Genomic DNA, 583 nt, shown 5'->3' on the forward strand with positions numbered 1-583 from the left:
CCCCCCCCCCTGGGGCGGCGGTGCCGGGGCCCCCCCCCCCCCCCCCCCCCCCCCACCCCGGTTTCGCCTTACGTGTCGTATTTGTTGAGCGTGTAGTTGGCGGCCTTGTACTGGCGCCAGCGCTCACGCAGCGGTTCGCGGGCTTCCGGATCGGCCGGCACCACTTCCAGCACACGGTCGCAGGCACCCAGATAGGGCTCGTCACGCAGGTTGATCACCAGCGGACGTTCAGGCGCATCGGCGCCCGGTGTGGCGATCAGCACGATGGCCTCTTCCTCGTCCACGTCCTCGCCGATGATCTGGTGCGGGATGTAGGCGTCCGGGTCGAACGACCACAGTAGCTCGTCCAATTCCTCGGCCTGGGCCTGGTCGCGCGCCAGAACCAACGTGTACAGACCGCCATCGTTGGCCTTGCGCGCGAGTTCGCACACCAGCTTCAGTGGCTCGGTGAGAAAGCGCGGCTTGGCAATCAGGTAGAAGTCGGCACGCATCAGGTCACGGGGAGTTTGGGGAAGGGGTTGGGTAAAAACGGGGGGGGGGGGGGGGTGTTTTTGGGGGTTGAGAAGACAACAGAAACACCGAG

General features: G+C 66.2%; 1 protein-coding gene. It reads right to left on the bottom strand.

The annotated features are described in order from the left end of the window. Nucleotides 1–68: 68 nt before the first annotated feature. Nucleotides 69–494, bottom strand: a complete 426-nt coding sequence (locus tag ACVOLI_RS20510; RefSeq protein WP_481615787.1) for a DNA polymerase III subunit chi — start codon at nucleotides 492–494, stop codon at nucleotides 69–71. Nucleotides 495–583 lie beyond the last annotated feature (89 nt).

Source organism: Stenotrophomonas sp. STEN029 (genome assembly GCF_056760015.1).